Raw genomic sequence first — 21261 nt, 5'->3', positions numbered from 1 at the left:
CACCACGAGACCGCGGCCCCACCGGCACGGCGGCGCGCCGCCGCCCCGCCGACGGCCCGGAGGTAAGGTGCCGTGCAGACGCCGTACGGCGGGCCGGGCGGACGGACGGGGGCCGGCCGCGGCCCCGGGACGCGGGCCGGAGGCCCCGCCCCGGCCGAATGCGACGAGGATCACAGAATTAGTCCAGGCGCTGATGCGGCGTCAAGCCGTTTCCCCCTATGACGGCCAAGAGTGCCCGACCGGTCCCGCCGGAAGGGAACCTCGGGGAGGGGAAGCAGATGAACACCGTCAGGATCCGCAGACCGCGACAGGCCACCCCCGTGCCCGCGCCTGCACCCGCGCCCGTACACCTCACCGCCCGCGACCCCCACCTCCGGCGGATCGCCGCACTCGCCGGCCGCGCCCGGGCCGGCGCCGGCGGCGTCCTGCTGCTCACCGGCCCGGCCGGCACCGGCCGCAGCGCCCTGCTCGCCGAGGCCGCCCGCCGCGTCGCCGCCGACGGCACCACCGTCCTGTGGGCCCGCTGCGCCGCCGACGAGGCCACCACCCCGTACGCCGCCGCCCGCCAGCTCTTCGACACCGGCCCCGCCGCCTGCCCCGACCCCGCCGCCTGCCCCGACCCCGCCGGCCGCGCCGCCGAGGCCGGCGAGGACCTCTGGGCCCTGCTGCGCCTGCACGCCGCCCACAACCCCGTCCTGCTCGCCGTCGACGACATCCAGCACGCCGACCGGGCCTCCCGCGACTGGCTGCTCCAGGTCGCCCGCCGCACCGACCGGCTGCCCGTCCTGCTGCTCGCCACCGAACGCCGGCAGGCCGCCCTCGGCACGGCACCCGCCCGGTTCGGCCGCGGCCTGCCCCCCGGCCTCGCCGAAACCGTCCGGCTCGGCCCGCTCGACACCCCCGCCGCCGCCCTCCTCGCCGCCCGCCGGCTCGGCCCCGGCACGCCCAGCGCCCTGGTCGCCGACTGCGTCCGCGCCACCGGCGGCAACCCGCTGCTGCTCACCGCCCTCCTCGCCGACCTGCGCCGCCACCCCGACGTACCCGACGCGCCCGACGCGCCCGACCTGCCCGGCCTCGCCGGCTTCGCGGACCTCCCGGACCTTCCCGGACGGTCCGGGGAGGCCGGCCGCACCTGGCCGGCCGACCTGACCGACCTGCCCGAGCACTGCACCCGGCTGCCCGGCGGGGCCTTCTCCGAAGCCGTCGAGGAATGGCTGCGCGGCGGCGGCGACCGCGCCCCGCTCGCCGCCCGCGCCCTCGCCCGCATGCAGGAGCACCCCACCGCCCGCACCGCACCCCTGCTTGGCATCGGCACCGGCACCGGCAGCGGCGACTGCGACCCCGCCCCGCTGCTCGCCGAACTCGCCGGCGCCGACGCCGACCAGCTCACCGGCTGGCTCGCCGACCTCACGGCCCAGGCCTTCCTCGACGACCCCGGCCCCGGCCGCTGGCCCCGCTTCGCCCACCCCCTGCTGGCCGACGCCGTCCTCAGCGGCCACGAGCCCGGCCACCGGGCCCACGTCCACCGCACCGCCGCCGGCTTCCTGCACCGGGCCGGCGCCCCCGACGAACGCGTCGCCGGACACCTCCTCCTCACCCCCGCCCCCGGCCCGCGCTGGGCCGCCGACACCCTGCGCAGCGCCGCCCGCAAGGCCGCCGACACCGACCGCCCGGCCGACGCCGTCGCGCTGCTGCGCCGCGTCCTCGCCGAGCCGCTCGGCGACCGCCGGCGCGGCCTGGTGCTCACCGAGCTCGGGAGCCTCGAGGTGACGCTCGGCCCGGACGAGCGCACCGCCGGCGTCCGCCACCTCGCCGAGGCCGTCGACCTCCAGCAGTCCGACGAGGGCGTCTTCCGCACCGCCAACACCCTCGGCGCCGTCCTCGCCGCCCGCGGCGACACCCAAGCGGCGCTGGAGCTCATGGAGGAGCTGGCCGAGCGCTTCACCGACCGCGACGACCTCGCCCACGCCGTCCAGGCCGCCGCGGCCCTCATCGCCGCCCACGACGGCCGGAGCTGGCTCCAGGTGGTCGAGGGCGTCCGGCGGTTCGCCGCCCGCAGCACCCAGCGCCTCGCCCCGCCCGCCTACGCGCTGCTCACCGAGTTCGACTCGACCAGCGGCGTGCTCTCCGCCGACGAGGTGGCCGGCCGGATCCGGGAACTCCTCGACGCCCCCGCCGACCCGTTCTGCCGCTCCTACGTGCTGGTCTCCGCGGCCACCCTCGCCCAGTGGGCCGACCTGCTCACCGACGCCGACGACATGGTCGAACGCGGCCTCGCCGCGTACCGGGGGCCGTCCCTGGAGCCGGGCTACCAGTGCCTGCTCAGCGTCCGGGCCGAATCCCGGATCATGCGGGGGGAGTACCAGGCCCTGCTGGACGACTTCGCCCTCACCGGCCCCTCACCGGCCGCCCGGCCGCAGCCCGGACAGCGCTCCGGCGCCCGCTCCGGGACGCGCGGGCGGGCCGGTGGAGAGCCCGGCGAGCCCGCCGAGCGGCGCGACCGGGGCGAGCGTGCCGACCGGCCTGACCGGTCGGTGCGCTCCTGGTGGTGCGGCGGCGTGCCCGAGGACGACGCCCCCGCCGACGCGGCCACCGCCCCGGCACGCCCTGCCTCCGCCCGTCCCGCTCCCGGTGACGCCCCCGGTGACGCGACCGGGACTCTCGCCGAGACCGCCCCCGGGGCCGAAGCCGGCACCGAGGCCGCCCGCACCCGCTTCGCCGGACTCCTCGGCCAGCAGAACGCCCACCTGGCCGCCCAGGCGATCCTCGCCCTCGTCGAAACCGGCCGCTACTGGCAGGCCCACGGCCTCGTCCGCGCCGTCGCCGCCGACCGGGCCCAGGGCTCCTGGGAGTGGAACGAGTACCTGTACGCCCGCGGCATGCTCCGGCTCGCCACCGGCGAGCCCGCCGCCGCCCTCGCCGACCTGCTCGAATGCGGACGCCGCCAGGACGAACGACAGGTCCGCAGCCCGATCGTCACCCCCTGGCGCTCCGCCGCCGCCGACTGCCACACCCTGCTCGGCGAACCCGGCCCCGCCGTCGCCCTCGCCGAGGAGGAACTCCGCCTCGCCCGCGTCTGGGGCACCCCGCGCACCGTCGGCCGCGCCCTGCGCGCCCTCGCCGCCGCCACCGGCGGCCGGCACGGCCTCGACCTCGCCGGCGAGGCCGTCGAGCTCCTGCGCGGCGCCGAGGTGGAGCCCGAACTGATCCCCGCCCTCATCACCTACGGACGCCTGCTCGCCGACAGCGGCCGCCGCGGCGCCGCCCGCCGCGCCCTGCGCGAGGCCGCGGGGCGGGCCGAACGCCTCGGCGCCGTCCGGCTGCGCACCGTCGCCGTCGAGTCCCTGCGGGCCTGCGGGGCCCGCCTCGGCCGCGGCGAGCACGCCGGGGCCGAGGCGCTCACCGACAGCGAACTGCGGATCTGCCGGATGGCCGCGGCCGGGCACTCCAACGGCGAGATCGCCGCGACCCTGCACCTGGCCCTGCGGACGGTCGAGACCCACCTCACCAACAGCTTCCGCAAGCTCGGCGTCCGCCGCCGGGCCGAACTGACCGGAGCCCTGGCCGGCTGACCCGACGGGCCGGCCGGCCGGGGCCCCGGCTCACGCCGCCAGGGCCGCGGCCATCAGCTCCACCTCGTGGGCGAGCTCCGCCCCCGGGTCGGGGGCGCCCGCGGCCCAGCGCTCCCACGTCCGGGCCCGCAGGTAGCCGTCCACGGCCACCGGCAGCCGGCGCGCCACGATCAGCTCGGCCGCCGGCTGCCGCCCGACCTCCGCCAACCGCTCCAACAACGCGTCCAGCTTCGCCGGCCCGGGCACCGGCACCCCGTGCAGGTACGCGGTCAGCTCCGCGAGCTCCGGCCAGGCCGCGGCCCGGCCCGCTCCCGACGGACCGGCCGGCGTGCCCACCGGGCCGGCCGCACCGGCCGTACTGCCCGCTTCGGCCGCACCGGCCGCCGTACCGCCCGCTTCGGCCGGGCCCGTCACACCGGCCGGGTCCGCCGCCCGGACCGGCCCCCTGGGCCAGAGCAGCACCGCCGCGCCGTACAGCGCCGCCACGATCCCCGGCCACCAGTCGCCGCCCAGCCCCGCGGCGTGCAGACCCAGCCCGCCCAGCCCGGCTCCGCAGCCGACCAGATTGCGGGTCGACTCCACGTAGCCCCAGACCCGACGGCCCACCGAGGGCCCGGCGCCGCTACTGGTAGCCACGGATCTCCTCGAACGCGCCGTCCAGCGAGCCCGTCCCGTCGAACAACTTGCCCCCGGTCAGCTCCGCGATCCCCTGCAACTGCGCCTTCGCCGCGTCACCGAACAGGATCGGGAACACCGGCACCGCCTTCTGCGACGACGGCAGCCCGTTGTAGAAATCCTTGAAGTCCCGGTCCGTCGCACCCTCGTTGCTCTCGCCGTCCGTCATCACCACGATCGACGTGAACCGGTCGTCCCCGGCCGCCGACTGCCGGCTCTCGATCACCTTGTACGCCTCCTCCAGTGAGCTGTACACGGCCGTACCGCCGTCCGCCGACAACGCCTGCACGTCCGCGTTGATCGACGCCAGCTCCTGCTGCGCATCGGTCGCCGGCACCGTGTGCGTCTTCGTCGACTTCACCTTCGACGCGAACGACAGCAGCGAGACCTCCTCCCGGTTGCGGAACCTCCGTACCCCCCGGGTGTCGTCCGCCCCCGTCAACCGGCCCAGCGCCCGCTTCAACGACGCCAGCCGGTCACCCGCCATCGAACCCGAGGTGTCCAGCACGTACACCGTCCGGGACGGCCGACGCAGCTCGTTCTGGTACGAGGCCAACAGCCCGTCCGCCACCGACTTCGAACCCGGGAACGGCAGTTCACGCCGCCGGTCGGTCGGCAGCGACGACGCCGGCGCCGCACCCGCCGACACCGGACGCCGCAGCGTCAGCTCCGAGATCCGCTTCTGCACGTCGTCCTGGAGCAGGTACGCCGTCAGCCGCTGGAACGAGTCCCGCTCCCGCTGCGCCGACGAGCCCAGCAGCGTCAGCGGATAGTCCGCCGACACCACACCGTCCGTCGGCCGCACCACCGTCAGCCGCTGCCCCTCGGCCAGCGTCCGGTTCAACGACAGCAGCACCGACTCGTAGTTCACCAGCGCCCCCACCCGGCCCTGCTCCGCCCGGCTGTACGCCTGCGCCAGCCAGCCGGACGAACCCGAGGTCAGCTTCTGCCCGGTGAAGAACTTCTTCAGCGACGGCGTCGCCTTCTGCACGTCCGCGTCGGTCAGCGCCGCGTCCGCGCCCGAGAACGCCGACGCCACCGCGACCAGCGCCGAGAAACCCGAGTTGGACCGCGACGGATCCGCCATCCCGTACGCCAGCCGGCCGGCCGAGGCGGCGTCCGCCACCTGCGCCCAGCTCACCTTCGACCCGTCGCCCCAGCCCAGTTCGGCCAGCGTCGCCGACCGCACGCCCACCGCCACCGGCGACACCATCACCGGCGTCTCCGAGAGCAGCTTCGACCGGCCCGTGTCGTCCAGCCGCAGGTAGTGGTTGGACGGGAACCACACCGCGTCGTACTTGCCGTCCGCCCGGCCCGAGGAGACGGCGTCCGCGCCGTCCAGCGAACCCGTCCAGGCGAACTGCACGGTCACCCCCGTCGCCTTCTGCGCCTCCTCCAGCACCGGCGCCATGTCCTGCAGCTCACTGCCGGCCAGGATCCGCAGCACCCCCGCCTGGGCGGTCGGCGCGGGCGCGTCCGACGGCCGGGGCGGCGCGTCCGGGCCGGAGGAGGTGCAGGCCGTCGCCACCAGCAGCGCCAGACCCGCCGCGAGCACCCGCCCGCCGCGGCGCGCCGCGTTCTTCGCACGCATTGCCGTCGTCATCCCCCGTCACTTCCCCTTGGCCGCGTTGATCAGCTTGTTCAGCACCGCGACCGTCGGCACCGGGGCCTGCTGCACGCCCGCCGCCGAGAGGTCGGAGGCGTACACCGGGCCCTGCTTGCCCTGCACCGCCCGGGCGAGCGCCGCCGGATCGGCCTGCGGACGGAAGCCGTAACGGGCCTCCAGATCACGCAGCGCCGGGTCGTCGCGCAGCAGTGCCGCGAGCTTCTCGCCCCCCGGCTTCAGCGCGACGACGGTGTGGTCGCTCGACACCGTGGTGTCCGGGTAGAGCACCACCAGGTCACCGGCCGAACCGCCCGGGGTGGACACGCCCTTCGCGGTCAGCGCCGCCACCTGCGACTCGTACACCAGCACCGGGCCCGTGCCCACCCCGGACAGGAAGTCCTTGAACGGGCCGTCGCTGCTGGTCTTCTGGTCCCCCTGCAACGCGGTCACCTGCCGGACCACGTCCTTCACCCGCCCCACCCCGGCGTCGTCCGACACCACCTGGTGGCCGTTGGCCAGGTACGAGATCGCCGCCAGGTGCAGCGCCCCGGACGAGGACGTCGACGGGTCGGTGGTGGTCAGGAAGACCGAGCCGGCCAGCTCCGCGTGGCCCTGCGCCCCGGTGAGCTCCTGCCACTTCCGGCCCTCCTGGACGGCCTTCAGGTAGGCGTCCATCTTCAGCGTCCACACCTTGGACTCCGACTGGGCGGCCAGGCCGTTCGCCTTCAGGACGTCCGCCACCGACTGGTGCGCGATCACCACCAGCGGCGAGTAGAACGGGCGGACCGGCTCGCTCTTGATCTGCAGGTGGTCCCTGATCTCCTCGGCCGGCGACAGGCTGGCCGGGAAGGCGAAGTCGTAGGGCTTCAGGTCACTGTCGCCCATCAGCCAGGACCCGGTGGTCACGGTGGTGACCTTCAGACCGTTCTTCGCCAGCTGGGCGACGACGTCCGGATCGGCGAAGAACTCCCGCTTCTCCGAACCGATCACCCCTGAAATGGCCACCACGTCGCCACCGGGCCCGTCCTTCGGCCAGAACAGTGCGACCCCCACCCCGGCGAGCAGCGCCACCGCCGCCAGTACCGCGAACACACGCCTCATGCCGAACGTTTCCCCCTCGCCCCTCCGTGTCCGGGTGTCCACCCGGGTGACGAGCGTCCCGCCGGGGCGGGAGCAGCGGCCGAAGTGACGGTGAACCGGGGGTGAACAGGCCTTCACGGAATCGCATCGGCGCACGGCCCCGGGCCGGCCGGTCGCACACCGGTCCGAAGGTGTGTCAGATTGTTCAACTCACCTTCCGGGAAAGGTCATCCCGGGGTCTGGACGGACGTCGATGTTACGCGCCGGTAGTCCGTACTCTCAGCACTATGCGCCGAGCAAAAATCGTCTGTACCCTCGGGCCCGCCACCGACTCGTACGACCGGATCAAGGCCCTGGTCGACGCCGGAATGGACATCGCCCGCTTCAACCTGAGCCACGGCTCCCACATCGAGCACGAGGAGCGCTACCGGCGGGTCCGCAAGGCCGCCGACGAGACCGGCCGCAGCGTCGGCGTCCTCGCCGACCTTCAAGGCCCGAAGATCCGACTGGAGACCTTCGCCGAAGGCCCCGTACTTCTCGAACGCGGCGACGAGTTCACGATCTCCACCGACAAGGGCGTCGTCGGGGACCAGAACATCTGCGGCACCACCTACGCCGGCCTCGCCGACGACGTCACCCGCGGCGAGCGGATCCTCGTCGACGACGGCCGCGTCACCCTGGAGGTCGTCGAGGTCGACGGCCCCCTGGTCCGCTGCGTCGTCGTCGAAGGCGGCCTCGTCTCCGACCACAAGGGCCTCAACCTCCCCGGCGTCGCCGTCTCGGTGCCCGCACTCAGCGACAAGGACGTCGCCGACCTGCGGTGGGCCCTGCGGACCGGCGCCGACCTGATCGCGCTCTCCTTCGTCCGCAGCGGCAGCGACATCGAGGACGTCCACCGGGTCATGGCCGAGGAGGGCCGCTTCGTCCCCGTCATCGCCAAGGTGGAGAAGCCGCAGGCGGTCGAGAACCTGGAATCCATCGTCGACGCCTTCGACGGCATCATGGTGGCCCGCGGCGACCTGGGCGTGGAGATGCCCCTCGAACAGGTCCCGATGGTCCAGAAGCGCGCCGTCAAGCTGGCCAAGCGCAACGCCAAGCCGGTCATCGTCGCCACCCAGATGCTCGACTCGATGATCAACGCCTCGCGCCCCACCCGCGCCGAGGCCTCCGACGTCGCCAACGCCGTCCTCGACGGCACCGACGCGGTGATGCTCTCCGGCGAGACCTCCGTCGGCAAGTACCCCGTCGAGACCGTCCGGACCATGGGCCGCATCATCGAGGCCGCCGAGGAGGACGTCCTCTCCGCCGGCCTCCCGGCGCTCACCCCGTCCAACAAGCCGCGTACCCAGGGCGGCGCCGTCGCCCGCGCGGCCGCCGAGATCGGCGACTTCCTCGGCGCCAAGTACCTGATCGCCTTCACCCAGTCCGGCGACACCGCCCGCCGCCTCACCCGCTACCGCTCTCCCATCCCCGTCCTCGCCTTCACCTACGAACCGGCCGTCCGCAGCCAGCTCGCCCTCACCTGGGGCGTCGAGACCTTCCTCGGCCCGTTCGCCGCCACCACCGACGAGATGGTCGAACAGGTCGACGCCGCGCTGCTCTCCCTCGGCCGCTGCCGGAAGGGCGACATCGTCGTCATCACCGCCGGCTCCCCGCCCGGCCTCGCCGGCTCCACCAACCTCGTCCGCGTCCACCACGTCGGCACCCTGGACAACTGACCCCCGACTGCGCCTGCGCCTCCCCGGGGGCGCAGGCGTCAGTACTTGGGGCCGATGTGGGCGTCCATGAGGGCGACGGAGGCCCGCCGGGCCACGGAGACGTTGACCTGGCCGGTCGGGCGGGGGATCGAGGCCTTCCACTGCACGCCGACGGCGTCGAGGGTGGCGGTGAAGAGCCGGACGATGTCGGTCGAGGTGTTGGTGAAGAAGTAGCGCGGGTACTCGTGGCGCCGGACGACGCCGTTGACGGTACGGGTCGCCCAGTTGGTGATGCGGCAGCCGTCGGAGTGGATCAGGCCGCGCAGGAACTCCCAGGGGTGGGCGTCGACGATCGCCTGCTGCCAGGCCTCCAGGGCTATGCGGCGCTCGTGCTTCCTGCCGGGGCCGTGCTGCGGGAAGTAGCACGTCAGGTGGTTCGAGTAGACCTTGACGTCGTGGCAGCCGGCGCGCTTCACCCGGCAGGGCTTGTTGTTGGTGAGGACCTGCCGAATCGCCTGCTCGACGGCGTCGGCGATTCCGGGCCAGTGGTCGTCACAGGTGATCTGGAGGCTCTGAGTCCTGCGGTACTCGTTGGCCGTCAGAATGTGACCATCGCCGAGGTAGAGGCCGAGCAGGTAGGCGTAGGCCGGGTGGTTCAGCTCGCTGCCGTAGCAGTGGATGCAGGTCGAACGCTTACGGCCGGGGAGCTTGCCGTGCTTGGCGAGATCCTCGTGCTTCCACCAGGAGACCGTGCCGGAAGGGACTCCGAGACGTCGGGTCACTTCGGCGTTGCTGATGCCACGGCGCAGCAGGCCTACGGCCAGTTCGCGCACAGAAGGGGTGCTCATGTCGAGAGCATGGGAAGCGGGAAGCCGCTCGGTGGACTGCTCGCCAATGGTCCACTACATGTGATGAACTTCCCATGGCCTGGGAATATGAGGGTGAATCCGGTGCCGAGTGTGGGATTCGAACCCACACGCCCTTTCGAGCAATCGCTTTTGAGGCGATCGTGTCTGCCCTTCCACCAACCCGGCTGGTTTGCGCGTGTGAAGGATACCCTGCGCACGTAGCCCGGCGCAGCTAGGTACCCTCGTGCATGCAGTACCCCGCCGGAACGAGGAGCCCCGTGAGCACCGCCGACGAGCAGGCAGAGCCGCTTGAGACCGACATGCCCCAGATCACCCGAATTGTGATCGCCGAGGACGAGGCGTTGATCCGCCTCGACCTGAAGGAGATGCTCGAAGAGGAGGGGTACACCGTCGTCGGCGAGGCCGGGGACGGCGCGACGGCGCTCAAGCTGGTCGAGGAGCTGCGGCCCGACCTGGCGATCCTGGACGTGAAGATGCCCGTCCTGGACGGGCTCTCCGCCGCCGAGCAGATCCACGCGGCGCACCTGGCGCCCGTCCTGATGCTGACCGCGTTCTCGCAGCGCGAGCTGGTGGACCGGGCCCGCGACGCGGGCGCGATGGCGTACATCGTGAAGCCGTTCAGCAAGAGCGACCTGGTGCCCGCGATCGAGATGGCCGTGTCCCGGTACACCGAGATGCGGACGCTGGAGGAGGAGATCCAGGACCTCACCCAGCGGCTGGAGACCCGGAAGCTGGTGGACCGGGCGAAGAGCGTGCTGCAGACGAAGTTCGGGCTGAACGAGCCGGCCGCGTTCCGGTGGATCCAGAAGACCTCGATGGACCGCCGGATGACGATGGCCGCGGTCGCGGAGGCCGTGATCGAAGAGGGCGAGGCCCAGGACAAGAAGAAGGCCGAAGAGGCCCAGGGGGAGTAGCGCACCCGCGGAAGGGCCCGGCAGCAGGAGCTGCCGGGCCCTTCGCCGTACGTGCGGGCGGGGGTCAGTCCTCGCCGAGGTAGGCCTTGCGCACGGACTCGTCGTGCAGCAGGTCGGCGCCGGTGCCCTTGAGGACGATGCGGCCGGTCTCCATGACGTAGCCCTGGTCGGAGAGCGAGAGCGCCGCCTGGGCGTTCTGCTCGACCAGCAGGATGGTCGTGCCGGAGGCCTTGAGCTCGATGATCGTCGCCATGATCTTCTGCATCATGAGCGGGGAGAGGCCCATCGAGGGCTCGTCCAGCATCAGCAGCTTGGGCTGCGACATCAGCGCGCGTCCCATGGCGAGCATCTGCTGCTCGCCGCCGGAGAGGGTGCCGGCGGCCTGCTTGCGGCGCTCCCCGAGGATCGGGAAGAGGCCGTAGGCGCGCTCGACGTCGGCGGCGATGCCGGCGGTGTCGCTGCGCAGGAAGGCGCCGAGGAGGAGGTTCTCCTCGATGCTCATACGGGGGAAGATGTGCCGGCCCTCGGGGGAGTGGGCCAGGCCGAGCGCGACGATCTTGTGGGCGGGGACGGTGGTCAGCGGCTGCCCGTCGAACACGATCGTGCCGCTGGTGGGCTTGAGCAGCCCCGACAGGGTGCGCAGGGTGGTGGTCTTGCCGGCGCCGTTGGTGCCGATCAGGGTGGTGACCTCGCCCTGGTTGACGGTGAAGCTGATGCCCTTGACGGCTTCGATCTTGCCGTAGGCGACGCGGAGGTCCTGGACCTCGAGGAGCGCGGTCACTGGGTGTCCTCCGAAGCGGTGGTGCCTTCGAGCGGGGCGCCGAGGTAGGCGGTGATGACGCGCTCGTCGTTCTGGACGGTCTCGCGGTCGCCCTCGACGATCTTCTGGCCCTGGACGAGGACGGCGGTGCGGTCGCACAGGTTGAAGATGAACCGCATGTCGTGCTCGATGACCAGGATGGAGATGCCGCGGTCGCGGATCGCGAAGACGAGCTCCTCGGCGGCCCGGGTCTCCTGGGGGTTCATGCCGGCGGTGGGCTCGTCGAGGAGCAGCAGGCCGGGGTCGGAGGCGAGGGCGCGGGCGATCTCCAGCTTGCGCTGCTCGCCGTAGGGGAGGTTGCGGGCGAGGTGCTCGGCCTTGTCGGCGAGGCCGGTGAACTCCAGGAGTTCCATGGCCCGGGCCCGGCTCTCGGCCTCGGCGCGGTGGTAGCCGGGGCCGCGCAGGATGGCGGAGAAGATGCCTTCCTTGGTGCGGCTGTGCCGGCCGACGAGGACGTTCTCCAGGACGGTCATGTTGGCGAAGAGCCGGATGTTCTGGAAGGTGCGGGCGATGCCGGCCTGGGTGACGAGGTGGGGCTTGGGCGGCAGGACCGCTCCGCGGTAGGCGACGCGTCCCTCGGTGGGGACGTAGAGGCCGGTGAGGCAGTTGAAGAAGGTGGTCTTGCCGGCGCCGTTGGGGCCGATGAGGCCGATGATCTCGCCCTCGCCGACGGTGAGGGAGACGTTGTTGACGGCGGTGAGGCCGCCGAACCGCATGGTGACGCCGGAGACTTCGAGGAGGGGCTTGGCCGGGGCGGGCCGGTCGGCGACGGCCTCGGGGGCGTTGGTGGTGGTCATGTGGCGGGTCACGCCCCTGCCTTGGTGAGGGCGACCGGGTCGCCGGAGGTCTGGGCCGGGATCGCGGCCTCGTGGAACTCCAGCTGCCGGCGCCGGTTGGGGATGAGGCCTTCGGGGCGGACGCGCATCAGCACGATGAGGGCGATGCCGAAGGCGAGCAGCTGGTAGTCGGAGAGGAATTCGAGCTTCTTCGGCACGAGGAAGAGGAGGGTGGCGCCGGCCAGCGGTCCGCTGATGGTGCCCATGCCGCCGAGGATGACGGCGGCGAGCAGGAAGGCGGAGTTGGGCGGCAGGGCCTCGGCGAAGGTGTACTGGTCGGGGGTGACGGTGTAGCTGACGTGGGCCTGGACGGTGCCGGCGAGGCCGGCGAGGCAGGCGCCGAGGGCGAAGGCGAGGAGCTTGAGGCGGAAGCCGTTGATGCCCATGGCCTCGGCGGCGGTCTCGTCCTCGCGGATGGCGACCCAGGCGCGGCCGATGCGGGAGTCGCCGACGCGGGCGAAGACCAGCACGACGAGGGCGGTGACGACCAGCATCAGCAGGTAGTAGTTGGAGAACCGGCCGAGTTCGACGCCGAGGACGGTGTGCGGCTTGCCGAGGTTGAAGCCGAGGATCTCCAGGTCGGGGATCCGCGGGATGCCGTTGGAGCCGTTGGTGATCTTCGGGCCGGTGGTGCCGTTCAGGTTGAGCATGGTGATGCGGAAGATCTCGCCGAACCCGAGGGTGACGATGGCGAGGTAGTCGCCGCGCAGTCGCAGGGTGGGGGCGCCGATGAGGACGCCGAAGACCATGGAGACGACGGCGCCGGTGAGCATCGCGGCCCAGAACGGGAACTGGACGTGGATCGGCGAGGCGGGGGAGCCGGAGACCAGGGCGGCCGCGTAGGCGCCGACGCCGAGGAAGGCGACGTAGCCGAGGTCGAGCAGGCCGGCGAGGCCGACGACGATGTTCAGGCCGAGGGCGACGGTGGCGAAGATCAGGATGTTGGCGGCGACCGAGGTGTACTGGTCGCTGGTCTGGGTGAACGGGAAGCTGGCGGCGGCGGCGAAGGCGGCGCCGGTGGTGACCGAGCGGTTCTTGACGGTCAGCGCGCGCAGCCGGGGCAGCAGGCCGGACTTGGTGATCGCGGGGACGACGGTGGCGGCGAGCAGCAGGTAGGCGGTGAAGAGCTCGCCGTACTCGGTGTCGATGCCGAAGGTGATCGCGAACAGGCCGACGGCGAAGGCCGCGACGATCAGCAGCACCTCGATCCAGGAGGGCAGTTCGCGGGCGGTGGGGAGGGGGCGGCTGACGTTGCCGAGCCGCAGCCAGTGGTGGAGGAGGTGGCCGAGCTGGACGGCGACGACGGCGGCGGCGCCGATGGCGAGGCCGCCGGCGATGGCGGTGAGCACCGGGGCGACGGGCTTGTCCTCGGGGACGGCGTGGGCGCCGAACCAGATGACGAGGGCGACCGGGACGAGCAGGAAGAGCCGCCGGTCGAGGATGCGCAGGGTGACGTCGGTGCGCCGGTCGAGGGGGAGGCCGAGGGCGCCGGCGAGGGTGAGCAGCGAGCCGGCGCCGAGGACCCAGCCACCGGGTTCGAGGTTGGCGAGGCCGCCGAGGTCGACCGAGATGGCGATGATCGAGAACCAGCCGACGGCGAAGGCGCCGGTGGCGGCGAGCAGGACGGCGTTGTTGCTGCGCGCGGGGGCGGCCCAGCGCAGGCCGGGAACGCCCTGGGTGGCGAGCAGCAGGACGAGGGTGAGCAGTCCGGCGGTGACGGCGAGCCACTGGAGGCCGGCGGGGGAGCCGAAGTAGGTGAGGTCGCCGGGGAACTCGGAGGTCCACGTCCAGGACATCAGGGCGGAGGCGGCGGTGGCGACGGCGCCGAGGCCGGTGAGGAGGGTGGCGGCGCGGGCCGGCAGGGGGAGGACCGGGCTGGTCTCGGTGGTGGTGGTCATGGTGCTCACGCCCTGTCCGCGACGCGCTCGCCGAGCAGCCCCTGGGGCCGGACGAGCAGCACGACGATGAGGAGTACGAAGGCCCAGACGTCCTTCCAGGCGCCGCCTCCGAAGAGGTCCATGCCGGGCAGGTGCTGGATGTACCCGGTGGCGAGGGCTTCGGCGAGGCCGAGGGCGACGCCGCCGAGCATGGCGCCGTAGATGTTGCCGATGCCGCCGAGGACGGCGGCGGTGAAGGCCTTGAGGCCGAGCAGGAAGCCCATCCGGAAGTCGACCTGGCCGCTGCGCAGGCCGTAGGCGACGGCGGCGACGGCGGCGAAGGCGGCACCGATGGCGAAGGCCATGACGATGATCCGGTCGGTGTCGATGCCCATCAGCTTGGCGGTGTCGGGGTCCTGGCTGGTGGCCTGCATGGCGCGGCCGGAGCGGGTGCGGGTGACGAACCAGCCGAGGGCGAGCATGCAGAGCGGGGCGGCGATCAGCAGGAAGATGTCGCTGCGCTGGATGGTGACGGAGCCGATGGCGAACGGGTCACCGGGGATCTTCGGGAACACCCGGGCCTTCTTGGCGTCGGGGTAGAAGGAGAAGACCAGCTGCTGGAGGACGATCGACAGGCCGATCGCGGTGATCAGCGGGGCGAGCCGGGGTGCGGTGCGCAGCGGCCGGTAGGCGAAGCGCTCGGCGGCGACGGCGGTGAGGGTGGAGACCAGGATGCCGGCGATCAGCATCAGCGGTAGGGCCAGCCAGAGTGTGGTGCCGCCGGGGAGGGCGAGGTAGGCGGTCAGGGCGCCGAAGCCGCCGACCATGACGATCTCGCCGTGGGCGAAGTTGATGAGCTGGACGATGCCGTAGACCATCGTGTAGCCGATCGCGACGAGCCCGTACAGGGCGCCGAGGATCAGGCCGTTGGCCAGCTGCTGCGGTAGGTCGTGCACCGCTGGGCCTCCGTTGTGCGTGGGGTGGGTCCGCGTGGGTGGTGGATGTGAGGGCGCGCGGGGGCACTCGTGGCGCCCCCGCGCGGGTAACTCCGACGTGCTGTCGTGCTACTGACGCAGGGTCAGGATCAGCCGTTGAAGGTGCCGGACTTCTCCACGGCCCACTTGCCGTCCTTGACGGTGTAGACGGTGAGCTGCTTGTTGGTGGTGTCGCCGAACTCGTCGAAGGAGACCTTGCCGGTGACGCCGTCGAAGGAGACCTTCTGGACGGCCTCGACGACCTTGGCGCGGGGGCTGTCGGGGAGCTTGCCGTTGTTGGCGGCGGCGACGGCCTTGACGCCCTGGATGATGGCCCAGGCGCTGTCGTAGGAGTAGCCGCCGTAGGTCTCGTAGGCGTCCTTGTAGCCGGCGGTCTTGTAGTCGGCGATGAACTTGGCGGCGGTGGGGAGCTGCTCGACGGGCAGGCCGACGGCGGTGGCGAAGTCGCCGGTGCTCTTGGGGTTGAGCTTGATGAAGTCGCCGCTCTGGATGCCGTCGCCGCCCATCAGCGGGATGTTGACGCCGGCGTCCTTGAGCTGGAGGGAGAGCGGGCCGGCGGCGGGGTACTCGCCGCCGTAGTAGACGGCCTCGGCGCCGGAGGCCCGGACCTTGGTGACGACGGCGGCGAAGTCGCGGTCGTCGGGGTTGACGTGCTCCTCGCCGACGATGGTGCCGCCCTGCTTGGTGAACTCGCCCTTGAAGGTGGCGGCGAGGCCGGCGCCGTAGGTCTTCTGGTCGTCGATGAGGAAGACCTTGGTCTTCTTCGCGTCCTTGGCCAGGAACTGGGCGGCGAAGGGGCCCTGCACGGCGTCGGTGGTGGCGGTGCGGAAGTAGGACTTGAAGGGGCGGGCCTTGGTGCCGCTGGCCCACTTCTCGCCCTGGCTGAGGGCGACGCCGGTGTTGGCGGGGGAGATCTGGACGAGGTTGGCGTCGTTGAAGATCTGCTGCATGGACTGCGCGACGCTGGAGTTCAGCGGGCCGACGACGCCGATGACGTTCTTGTCGGCGACCAGCTGGGTGGCGTTCTGCTGGCCCGGGGCGGGCTTGGCGGTGTCGTCCAGTGCCTTGATCTCGAACTTGACGCCGGGCACCTCGTTCTTCTCGTTGGCCTGCTTGACCGCGAGCTCGACGGAGTTGCGGATGCCGAGGCCGAGGGCGGAGAGGTCGCCGGTGAGGGGGGCGTCGACACCGATGGTGACGGTGGTGCTGGACCCGGCGTTGTTGCCGTCCCCGGACTTCTTCTCGTCGCGGGAGCCGCAGGCGCTGAGGCTCAGGGCGCCGATGACGGCAATGCTCACGACAACTGCTGAACGGTGACGCACGAGGGTCCCCTTCGGTTCGGGAGGGCGCCGCGCCTGGAAGGGCGGGTGCCGGTTGCGCGGTGGGCCTGGCCCAATCCGTGGCGCGGTGACTGGCCGTGACTCTAGATGCCTCCGGAGCCCTCGGGCAGTGGTGTGGCGAGGCTGTAATTCTCTTGTTATGAGCACACGGAGCGACCGTCTCACTATGTGGTCGTTTCGGCTCGATCGATCGGGCATTGCCGGGGCTTTACTCGCTGGTAGAGGAATGTAAGGCCCAGAAATGCGGGTCACTCCTGGCTTCACCGATAATCGGACGCAACTGTCCGTGACCCTGGGGTCGGGCGTGTGCGTCCGAATACCGGACACCCAGGGGCTTGACACCGGGCTCCGTGGCTGATCCGGACCCCCGGGGGGAAATGGTTGCTCGGATTTCCTACCTGTTACGCACCGTTACATTCTGAATGTCTGCCAACAGAGCACCGCCCCCTTGTATAGACCACGCCTGCCCACCCTGGACGAAGGTCAAACAACTGATCGATCAAGGGAATTGATACACCGTCGGCCCGGCCGGTCCGCGGGTGCGGGCCGGCCGGGCCGACGGTGTGTCAGGTGGGTGCCGGGTGGGTGCCGGCCGGGCCGGCGCCCCGGTCAGAGGTCGCGGAGCAGGCAGGTCAGCCGGCAGCTGGTGATCCGCTTGCCGGTGTCGTCGGTGATCGCGATCTCGTAGGTGGCGGCGGTGCGCCCCTTGAACACGGCGGTCGCCACGCCGGTGACCAGGCCGGAGGTGGCCGAGCGGTGGTGGGTGGCGTTGAGGTCCACGCCCACCGCGTACCGGCCGGGGCCGGCGTGCAGCATCGCGCCCACCGAGCCGAGGGTCTCCGCCAGCGCCGCCGAGGCGCCGCCGTGCAGCAGCCCGTACGGCTGCTGGTTGCCCTCGACCGGCATGGTGCCGACCACGCGGTCGCCCGAGGCCTCGACGATCCGGATGCCGAGCTTGTCGCCGAGGTGGCCGCCGGAGAAGGTGGCCGGGTCGACGCCCAGCTTCGCGAAGTGGTCCAGCACCTCCTGCGGGATCTTCAGGGCGGGGGCCGCGCCGGGGGCGGTCTCGGGGGCAGCGTCGGTCATGGGGGAGCTCCTGCCGCTCGGGGTCACGTGGTCGTGCTGCCTGTGATCGTACGACCGTCCTACTCGGCGGTAGCGGTCGCACCGGGAGGCCCGCGTGGCGGCGGCCGGGCGTGCGGGCGGCCCCGGGCTCCGGCGCGCCCCTTTTGTCGGTGCCGGGCCATAGGATCGGTGACCGGCAGTGGAATCGGCAGGAACGGACGTTGACGTGGCTACGCAGAGTACGGACAAGAGCGCGGCGGGTGGCAGCGGGGCCCGGCCGCGGCTGATGCTGCTCGACGGGCACTCGATGGCCTACCGGGCGTTCTACGCACTGCCCGTGGAGAACTTCAACACCTCCACCGGCCAGCCCACCAACGCGGTGTACGGCTTCGCCTCGATGCTCGCCAACACCGTCCGGGACGAGCAGCCCACCCACCTCGCGGTGGCCTTCGACCTCTCCCGGCAGACCTTCCGCTCCGCCGAGTTCCCCGACTACAAGGCCAACCGCGCCAAGACGCCGGACGAGTTCCGCAGCCAGGTCCCGCTGATCGGTGAACTCCTCGACGCCATGCGCGTCCCGCGGATGACGGTCGAGGGCTTCGAGGCCGACGACATCATCGCCACCCTCGCCACCGCCGCCGAGGCGGCCGGCTTCGACGTCGACATCGTCACCGGCGACCGGGACTCGCTCCAGCTGGTCACCGAGCACGTCACCGTGCTCTACCCGACCAAGGGCGTCTCCGAACTCACCCGCTACACCCCGGAGAAGGTCGCCGAGAAGTACGGCGTCACCCCGCGCCAGTACCCCGACCTCGCGGCGCTGCGCGGCGACCCGTCCGACAACCTCCCCGGCATCCCCGGCGTCGGCGAGAAGACCGCCGCCAAGTGGGTCAACCAGTTCGGCTCCTTCGACGAACTCGTCGCCCGCGCCGACGAGGTGAAGGGCAAGATCGGCGAGAAGCTGCGCGAGCACCTCGACTCGGTCAAGCGCAACCGCGTCCTCACCGAGCTGGTCCGCGACGTCGAACTCCCCCTCGGCATCGACGACCTGGGGCGCAGCGCGTTCGACCGCGAGGCCGTCGGCACGCTGATGGAGTCGCTGGAGTTCCGCAACGCCAACTTCCGCGACCGGGTCTTCGGCATCGACCCGGCCGCCGCCGAGCCCGAGGCCGCCGCCGAGCTCGCCCCCGGCGTCGAGGTGGACGGCGAGCTGCTCACCGACCCGGGCACGCTGGCCGGCTGGCTCCGCGAGCACGCCGCCGGCAAGGCGCCGGTCGCGCTGGCCGCCGTGTACCGGTGGGCGCTCGGCAGCGGCGAGGTGACCGAGGTGGCGCTCGCCGCGGGGGATACGGCCGCCTGGTTCGACCCGGCGCTGCTCGCCGAGGAGGACGAGCGCGCCTTCGCCGCCTGGCTGGCCGACCCGGCCGCCCCCAAGGCCCTGCACATCGCCAAGCAGGTCATGCGCGCCTTCGCCGAGCGGGGCTGGACCATCGAGGGCGTCGTCGCCGACACCGCCCTCGCGGCCTACCTGGAGAAGCCCGGCCGCCGCACCTTCACCCTGGAGGTGCTCGCCGAGGAGTACCTGGCCCGCTCGCTCGCCCCGGCCCCGGCCGCGGAGTCCGGCCAGCTGGCCTTCGACGCCCCCGAGGAGGACGCCACGGCCGGCGCCCAGGCGCTGATGCTCCAGGCCCGCGCCGTGCTCGACCTCGCCGCGCTCTTCGACACCCGCCTCGGCGAGGTCGGCGCCACCGAGCTGCTGCGCGACATGGAGCTGCCGATCGCCGCGCTGCTCGCCCGGATGGAGCGCACCGGCATCGCCGCCGACCACGCCTGGCTGACCAGCCTGGAGGCGCAGTTCGCCGCCGAGATCCAGCGCGTGGTGGAGGAGGCGCACGCCGCCGCCGGCCACGAGTTCAACCTCGGCTCGCCCAAGCAGCTCCAGGAGATCCTCTTCGGCGAGCTGGCGCTGCCGAAGACCAAGAAGATCAAGACCGGCTGGACGACCGACGCCGACGCGCTCACCTGGCTGGCCACCCAGACCGACAACGAGCTGCCGGTCATCCTGCTGCGCCACCGCGACCAGGCGAAGCTGCGTACCACCGTCGAGGGCCTGCTCAAGACGGTCTCCCCGGCGGGGCGCATCCACACCACCTTCAACCAGATGGTCGCCGCCACCGGCCGGCTCTCCTCGCAGGACCCGAACCTGCAGAACATCCCGGTCCGCACCGAGGAGGGCCGGATGATCCGCCGGGCCTTCGTCGTCGGCGAGGGCTACGAGGCACTGCTCACCGCCGACTACTCGCAGATCGAGCTGCGGATCATGGCCCACCTCTCCGAGGACGAGGCCCTGCTGGAGGCCTTCGCCACCGGCGAGGACCTGCACACCACCGTCGCCTCCCAGGTCTTCGACGTCCCCGGGGACGCCGTCGACGCCGAGATGCGCCGCAAGATCAAGGCGATGTCCTACGGTCTGGCCTACGGGCTCTCCGCGTACGGGCTCTCCCAGCAGCTCGGCATCAAGCCCGCCGAGGCCCAGGGCCTGATGGACACCTACTTCGAGCGCTTCGGCGGCGTGCGCGACTACCTGCGCCGGGTCGTCGACGAGGCCCGCGCCACCGGCTACACGGAGACCCTGCTCGGCCGCCGCCGCTACCTGCCGGACCTCAACAGCGACAACCGCCAGCGCCGCGAGATGGCCGAGCGGATGGCCCTCAACGCCCCGATCCAGGGCTCGGCCGCCGACATCGTCAAGATCGCCATGCTCCGGGTCGACGAGGCGCTGAAGGCGGCTGGCCTCACCTCCCGGATGCTGCTCCAGGTGCATGACGAAATCGTGCTGGAGCTGGCGCCCGGTGAGCGCGAGCGGGTCGAGGCGGTCGTCCGCGAGCAGATGGCGGGCGCCTACCCGCTGCGTGCCCCGCTCGACGTCTCGGTCGGCGTCGGCGCCAACTGGGAGGTCGCCGCGCACTGACGGTGCGCCACCGCCCGCGGGCGGACGTTCCACCGCCCGCGGGCGCCGACCGGATCGGCGGCGCCCGCGGGCTTTCCGCTGCCGGTACGGCCGCCCTGCGCTGGGGCGGTGGCGGAGCGGGTGGCCGTGCGGGTGGGGGCGGAGTCGGCGGTGCTGGTGCTCGGCACCGGGCGGGACCGGGCGCGTGAGGCGGCCGGGATCCTGGGCCGGGAGCTGCTGTCGGCGCTGGGCATGCAGGTGCTCTGGCTCCCCGTGGGCGGGGTCGCCGGCCTGGTCGCCCACCTCGCCCTCGGCGTGGGCGTCGGGGCGGTGGCCCCGGCGGTCGCCGCGGCGTCGGTGCTGGAGGTCGTGGTCACCGGCGTGCTGTCCGGCTGGACGGACCTCACGCGGCCGGGCCGGCTGGAGTTCGCGCCGCCGGACGTGCCGGTGCGCGTGCGCGCCGTCAGGTCCGGGCTGCCCGGGCGGTGGCGCTCGGTGGCCGAACTGGGCACGGTGCGGGTCGCCCATCGGATCACCGAGCCCGTGGCCGGGGATCCGCGCACCGCGCCGGACGTGCCCGACGTGCCGGACGTGCCCGACCTGCCGGGCCGTGCCCGGGGCCTTGGAGCCCCCACCGATGCCGCCCCCACCGATGCCGGTCCCGGCGACGCGGGGCCGGAGGGCGGGCGCTGAGCGCCGGCCGGCGAGCGCGGGGCGTACCGGGCGGGTCCGACCATTCCCGCCGCGTGCCGGCCCGATGCGAACGGTCGGACGCGGCGTAGGGGTTGATCCGACGTCAGGGAACCTCTTCACTTGTCATGGCACCGACGCGCATGATCGCGGCGCGGTGCCGTTCCGGTGCTGTTCCTGTTCCGCCCGCTGCACCCGCCCGGTCCACTGCACCCGCCCGGTCCACTGCACCCGCCCGGTCCACTGCACCAGCTGCACCAGCTGCACCCGCTCCG

General features: G+C 72.6%; 15 protein-coding genes and 1 tRNA gene. 5 read left to right on the top strand and 11 right to left on the bottom strand.

Annotated features, from left to right (window positions below; translation table 11 throughout):
• The first annotated feature begins 278 nt into the window (after positions 1-278).
• Positions 279-3572: an AAA family ATPase gene (locus OH807_RS12395; protein ID WP_406197581.1), complete on the top strand. Its 3294-nt coding sequence runs from the start codon at positions 279-281 to the stop codon at positions 3570-3572.
• Between the two features lie 30 nt (positions 3573-3602).
• On the opposite strand, the gene OH807_RS12390 is transcribed toward OH807_RS12395, so the two are convergent.
• Genes OH807_RS12390 through OH807_RS12380 form a run of 3 tightly spaced genes read right to left on the bottom strand, consistent with a single transcriptional unit; the run spans position 3603 to position 6954 of the window.
• Positions 3603-4208, bottom strand: a complete 606-nt coding sequence (locus OH807_RS12390; RefSeq protein WP_406197578.1) for a hypothetical protein — start codon at positions 4206-4208, stop codon at positions 3603-3605.
• Entirely contained in the window at positions 4195-5838 is a 1644-nt protein-coding gene (locus OH807_RS12385; protein ID WP_406197576.1) for a VWA domain-containing protein, read from the bottom strand. Before OH807_RS12385 ends, OH807_RS12390 begins: the two co-directional genes overlap by 14 nt.
• An 18-nt stretch (positions 5839-5856) precedes the next feature.
• The gene (locus OH807_RS12380; protein ID WP_406197575.1) at positions 5857-6954 is read right to left on the bottom strand and encodes a hypothetical protein; all 1098 of its coding nucleotides are present in this window, start codon (positions 6952-6954) and stop codon (positions 5857-5859) included.
• Between the two features lie 266 nt (positions 6955-7220).
• Between OH807_RS12380 and pyk the strand changes: the two genes are divergently transcribed.
• Positions 7221-8651: a pyruvate kinase gene (gene pyk, locus OH807_RS12375; RefSeq protein ID WP_406197573.1), complete on the top strand. Its 1431-nt coding sequence runs from the start codon at positions 7221-7223 to the stop codon at positions 8649-8651.
• Between the two features lie 38 nt (positions 8652-8689).
• On the opposite strand, the gene OH807_RS12370 is transcribed toward pyk, so the two are convergent.
• Both OH807_RS12370 and OH807_RS12365 read right to left on the bottom strand, forming a co-directional pair.
• Complete coding sequence (locus OH807_RS12370; RefSeq protein ID WP_406197572.1) at positions 8690-9478, bottom strand: helix-turn-helix domain-containing protein; 789 nt, start codon at positions 9476-9478, stop codon at positions 8690-8692.
• Between the two features lie 103 nt (positions 9479-9581).
• Positions 9582-9664 (bottom strand) — tRNA-Leu (locus OH807_RS12365).
• 62 nt (positions 9665-9726) lie between these two features.
• On the opposite strand from OH807_RS12365, the gene OH807_RS12360 reads away from it, so the two are divergent.
• On the top strand, positions 9727-10413 hold the full coding sequence (locus OH807_RS12360) for an ANTAR domain-containing response regulator (protein ID WP_406197570.1): 687 nt from the start codon (positions 9727-9729) through the stop codon (positions 10411-10413).
• A gap of 64 nt (positions 10414-10477) precedes the next feature.
• Here OH807_RS12360 and OH807_RS12355 read toward each other — a convergent pair whose 3' ends face one another.
• The 6 genes from OH807_RS12355 to OH807_RS12330 form a co-directional block, all read right to left on the bottom strand.
• Positions 10478-11194 carry an ABC transporter ATP-binding protein gene (locus OH807_RS12355; RefSeq protein WP_406197567.1) on the bottom strand — a complete coding sequence of 239 codons (717 nt, stop codon included), beginning with the start codon at positions 11192-11194 and terminating at the stop codon, positions 10478-10480.
• Positions 11191-12030, bottom strand: a complete 840-nt coding sequence (locus OH807_RS12350; RefSeq protein WP_406197565.1) for an ABC transporter ATP-binding protein — start codon at positions 12028-12030, stop codon at positions 11191-11193. Before OH807_RS12350 ends, OH807_RS12355 begins: the two co-directional genes overlap by 4 nt.
• An 8-nt stretch (positions 12031-12038) precedes the next feature.
• On the bottom strand, positions 12039-13967 hold the full coding sequence (locus tag OH807_RS12345) for a branched-chain amino acid ABC transporter permease (RefSeq protein WP_406210932.1): 1929 nt from the start codon (positions 13965-13967) through the stop codon (positions 12039-12041).
• 5 nt (positions 13968-13972) lie between these two features.
• Positions 13973-14902: a branched-chain amino acid ABC transporter permease gene (locus OH807_RS12340; protein ID WP_406197562.1), complete on the bottom strand. Its 930-nt coding sequence runs from the start codon at positions 14900-14902 to the stop codon at positions 13973-13975.
• Positions 14903-15030: 128 nt separating this feature from the next.
• Positions 15031-16263 carry a branched-chain amino acid ABC transporter substrate-binding protein gene (locus tag OH807_RS12335; RefSeq protein ID WP_406197560.1) on the bottom strand — a complete coding sequence of 411 codons (1233 nt, stop codon included), beginning with the start codon at positions 16261-16263 and terminating at the stop codon, positions 15031-15033.
• Positions 16264-16890: 627 nt separating this feature from the next.
• Entirely contained in the window at positions 16891-17367 is a 477-nt protein-coding gene (locus tag OH807_RS12330) for a PaaI family thioesterase (protein WP_406197557.1), read from the bottom strand.
• 265 nt (positions 17368-17632) lie between these two features.
• On the opposite strand from OH807_RS12330, the gene polA reads away from it, so the two are divergent.
• Positions 17633-20317: a DNA polymerase I gene (gene polA, locus OH807_RS12325; protein ID WP_406210929.1), complete on the top strand. Its 2685-nt coding sequence runs from the start codon at positions 17633-17635 to the stop codon at positions 20315-20317.
• Between the two features lie 108 nt (positions 20318-20425).
• Positions 20426-20989 (top strand): hypothetical protein, encoded by a 564-nt coding sequence (locus tag OH807_RS12320; RefSeq protein WP_406197555.1) that lies wholly within the window; start codon positions 20426-20428, stop codon positions 20987-20989.
• Positions 20990-21261: the final 272 nt, after the last annotated feature.

Origin of the sequence: Kitasatospora sp. NBC_01560 (assembly GCF_045208415.1) — a bacterium.
Taxonomy (GTDB): domain Bacteria; phylum Actinomycetota; class Actinomycetes; order Streptomycetales; family Streptomycetaceae; genus Kitasatospora.
This window is presented reverse-complemented; position numbering and strand designations above follow the sequence as displayed.

Coding starts and splice junctions, on each gene's coding strand:
- OH807_RS12395 (WP_406197581.1), top strand. CDS start 279: ATGAACACCGTCAGGATCCGCAGACCGCGACAGGCCACCCCCGTGCCC.
- OH807_RS12385 (WP_406197576.1), bottom strand. CDS start 5,838: ATGCGTGCGAAGAACGCGGCGCGCCGCGGCGGGCGGGTGCTCGCGGCG.
- OH807_RS12380 (WP_406197575.1), bottom strand. CDS start 6,954: ATGAGGCGTGTGTTCGCGGTACTGGCGGCGGTGGCGCTGCTCGCCGGG.
- pyk (WP_406197573.1), top strand. CDS start 7,221: ATGCGCCGAGCAAAAATCGTCTGTACCCTCGGGCCCGCCACCGACTCG.
- OH807_RS12370 (WP_406197572.1), bottom strand. CDS start 9,478: ATGAGCACCCCTTCTGTGCGCGAACTGGCCGTAGGCCTGCTGCGCCGT.
- OH807_RS12360 (WP_406197570.1), top strand. CDS start 9,727: ATGCAGTACCCCGCCGGAACGAGGAGCCCCGTGAGCACCGCCGACGAG.
- OH807_RS12350 (WP_406197565.1), bottom strand. CDS start 12,030: ATGACCACCACCAACGCCCCCGAGGCCGTCGCCGACCGGCCCGCCCCG.
- OH807_RS12345 (WP_406210932.1), bottom strand. CDS start 13,967: ATGACCACCACCACCGAGACCAGCCCGGTCCTCCCCCTGCCGGCCCGC.
- OH807_RS12330 (WP_406197557.1), bottom strand. CDS start 17,367: ATGACCGACGCTGCCCCCGAGACCGCCCCCGGCGCGGCCCCCGCCCTG.
- polA (WP_406210929.1), top strand. CDS start 17,633: ATGCTGCTCGACGGGCACTCGATGGCCTACCGGGCGTTCTACGCACTG.